Raw genomic sequence first — 3,029 nt, 5'->3', positions numbered from 1 at the left:
TACCGCCGCGCTGATCTGCTCCAGCCAACCCACCGACTCCGCGGTCGGGGTCCGCTGCGTACACAGCTGCTCCAGCCACTCGAACCCATCACCACCCCCCGCCTGCGGGTCCGGCTCCGGCTCAGATGTTTCATCGAACATGTGTTCGACAGTACCAGGCTCCGCCGACATCAGCCGTTGCAGTCGTGCAGGCCGATCTTCGAGCCCGGTCCGGCACCGTCCAGCGCCGCGCCGTCAGCTGCATCCAGGGTGAGCGCGACCCGCCCGGCTAGCATTTCCCCGTCGCTGCTCTCCGCGATCGAGAGGCAGCCCAGTCCCGACGTGACTACCTGACAGTCGTTCGTCTTGCCGGCGACGTCGCACCACAGGACCGCCGCGTCCTCCGCCTTTTGTCGGGTCCGATAGTTGAGCCGGATTGCTTCTTCCCCGTTCGAAGGCGAGGCAGCGATCGCGCCCCAGCATCCCGGCCGGCATTCGAAATCGATATCAGCTTTGGCCACCGGGACCGCCACCAGCGATCCGGCGGCGACGAGAGGGCCGACGACCGGGGCTGGCGCAACGTACCTCAGGGTCACGATCCACAGCGTCACAGCCGCCGCTCGGAACGGGATGAGAACTGACCCTGAGGCCCGTAAGAATGACGGGAACTTGACGACGACCGCTCTGCACAGCACCTTGGTGGGGTGAAGTTGCCTCTGTTGGGCCCGATATCGCTCGCCGGCTTCCAGCACGCCTGGTTCTTTTTGTGCCTGCTGCTCGTGCTACTGGTGGTTGGCGTCTATTTGGTCGCACTTTTGGCCCGCCGCCGGCGGGTTCTGCGATTCGCCAACATGGAGCTGCTGGACACCGTCGCGCCCGTTCGCCGCGGGCGGTGGCGGCACGTGCCCACGATTCTGCTCGTCTCGGCGTTGGTGCTGCTGACGACGGCCATGGCCGGACCCACATCGAACGTCAGGATTCCGCTCAACCGGGCGGTGGTGGTGCTGGTCATCGACATCTCGGAGTCCATGGCAGCCACCGATGTCGCCCCGAGCCGGCTGGCCGCCGCAAAAGAGGCGGGTAAGCAATTCGCCGACGAGCTGACCCCGGCGATCAACCTCGGCCTGGTGCAGTTCGCTGCCAACGCCACGCTGCTGGTCTCGCCCACAACCAACCGCGCCGCCGTCAAACAGGCCATCGACCGCCTGGAACCGGCTCCCAAGACCGCGACGGGGGAAGGCATCTTCACGGCGCTGCAGGCCATCGCCACGGTCGGCGCGGTAATGGGCGGCGGCGACGGCCCGCCGCCGGCACGGATCGTGCTGGAGTCCGACGGTGCCGAAAACGTGCCGCTGGACCCTAACGCCCCCCAGGGAGCCTTCACTGCGGCCCGCGCCGCCAAATCCCAGGGTGTGCAGATCTCGACGATCTCCTTCGGCACGCCCTACGGCACCGTCGAATTCAACGGCTCCACGATTCCGGTTCCCGTCGACGATCAAACCCTGAAGAAAATCTGCGAGATCACCGACGGTCAGGCGTTCCACGCCGACAGCCTGGACTCGCTCAAGGACGTCTATGCGACCCTGCAGCAGCAGATCGGCTACGAAACCGTGCGCGGCGACGCCAGCAGCGCCTGGATTCTGCTCGGTGCGGTGGTGATGGCCGGGGCGGTACTGGCCGGGCTGTACCTGAACCGCCGGCTGCCCGCCTGACCGATTACACCGGCAAACGCCGGTTGATCAACAACGCCAACCCCGCCGCGACGAAGGCGGCGATGACACTGAGTCGCAGCCACCCGGAACTGCCAGGCCCGGCCACGATGCGGGATCCGATCTCCTGCTCGATGTTGTCGTAGATGCGATTGAGCTCGCTGAGGTCGCTTGCGGTGTAGGACTTCCCGCCGGACAGCCGCGCGATCGTCTTCATCTGTTCGGGGTCCACAGGCACGTTTACCTGCTGTTTGTCCAGTTGGATGGTGCCGTTTTTGGTGCCGAACGTGATCGTCGAGATGGGTACCCCGTGGTCCTTTGCCAGGCGCGCGGCGGTAAAGCCACCGTCATGCGGATCGTTCGGGTTTTTCGGCTTGTTTTCGGCGCCGTCGGACAGCAGCACGATGCGGGCCGGCGGCGGTTGGTCGCCACCGGATACCGCCGTGGCTTCGATTGCGTGCAGGGCGGTCAAGATGGCCTCGCCGGTGGCCGTGCCGTCGGCGAACTGCAATTTGCCCAGCGCCTCGACGGTCGCCTGGTGTTGCGGGGTCGGGGGGACCAGCAGGTACGGCGTTCGCGCAAAACCGACAAGCCCCAGGTTGATGCCCGGTGTCAGCTGTTCGGCGAACTTTTTGGCCGCCTCCTCGGCAGCCTTCAGGCGATCGGGGTCGACGTCGGTCGCCCGCATCGAATTCGAGTTGTCGATCACCAGGATGACGACGGCGCGGTTGCGCGGTATCCGCATCTCATGGGTGGGCGTGGCCAGCGCGATGGTCAGCAGGAACAGGCAGAGCAGTGCAAATGCGATCGGAAGGTGCCGCCACAACGACTGCGGGACGCGTGCTTCGGTGAACCGATGCAGGCGCTTCTGGCGCTGGGCCTGGATCAGCACGTAGAGGGCGAGCAGCGCCAACGGAACGAGGGCGAACAGCAGCAGGCCCGGACGTTGGAATTGGGATAGCGGTAACGGGCCGATTCCAGGAAGCGTCACTGTGCTCACCTCCCGTCAGCCGCCCCTTTGTACGCCGGCGGGCACTTGCCGCCAGTAAAGAGGAACCTCGATCGTCCGTCAAACGGGCCTGGCCAGCCCGGGTCCTACTCGCGCCTCAGCCGCGATTCCACAAACTGTTCCAGCTTTTCCCATTCGCGGACCGCGGCGGAATACGGGGCCGCGGGTTTGCTGACGGAGTCGGGCTCCAGCACGTAGGCCACCAGCTTGCCCAGCGGCCGGCTGGTTTCCAGCGCCTTGTCGACCGTGGTCTCCTCGGAGTACGCACCGATGTCGCGGAGCAGTTCGACCGCCAGGTCGAGCTGCTCGCGGTCCACGGCGTCCGGCCCGTC

The 3,029-nt window shown here is 66.1% G+C and carries 3 protein-coding genes and 1 pseudogene; 1 reads left to right on the top strand and 3 read right to left on the bottom strand.

Features of this window, described 5'->3' with window-relative positions; all coding sequences use genetic code 11:
* Window positions 1-170: 170 nt before the first annotated feature.
* Window positions 171-590 (bottom strand): DUF4189 domain-containing protein, encoded by a 420-nt coding sequence (locus tag VML93_RS17565; RefSeq protein WP_325612577.1) that lies wholly within the window; start codon window positions 588-590, stop codon window positions 171-173.
* A gap of 93 nt (window positions 591-683) precedes the next feature.
* On the opposite strand from VML93_RS17565, the gene VML93_RS17560 reads away from it, so the two are divergent.
* The gene (locus VML93_RS17560) at window positions 684-1,691 is read left to right on the top strand and encodes a VWA domain-containing protein (protein ID WP_325612576.1); all 1,008 of its coding nucleotides are present in this window, start codon (window positions 684-686) and stop codon (window positions 1,689-1,691) included.
* Between the two features lie 4 nt (window positions 1,692-1,695).
* On the opposite strand, the gene VML93_RS17555 is transcribed toward VML93_RS17560, so the two are convergent.
* Together VML93_RS17555 and VML93_RS17550 are read right to left on the bottom strand one after the other, a co-directional pair.
* Window positions 1,696-2,679, bottom strand: a complete 984-nt coding sequence (locus VML93_RS17555) for a VWA domain-containing protein (protein WP_325612574.1) — start codon at window positions 2,677-2,679, stop codon at window positions 1,696-1,698.
* A gap of 104 nt (window positions 2,680-2,783) precedes the next feature.
* Window positions 2,784-3,029 (bottom strand): annotated as a pseudogene (locus VML93_RS17550) (primosomal protein); the annotation flags it as partial.

The sequence above is a fragment of the Mycobacterium sp. genome (assembly GCF_035499775.1).
Classification (GTDB): domain Bacteria; phylum Actinomycetota; class Actinomycetes; order Mycobacteriales; family Mycobacteriaceae; genus Mycobacterium.
This window is presented reverse-complemented; position numbering and strand designations above follow the sequence as displayed.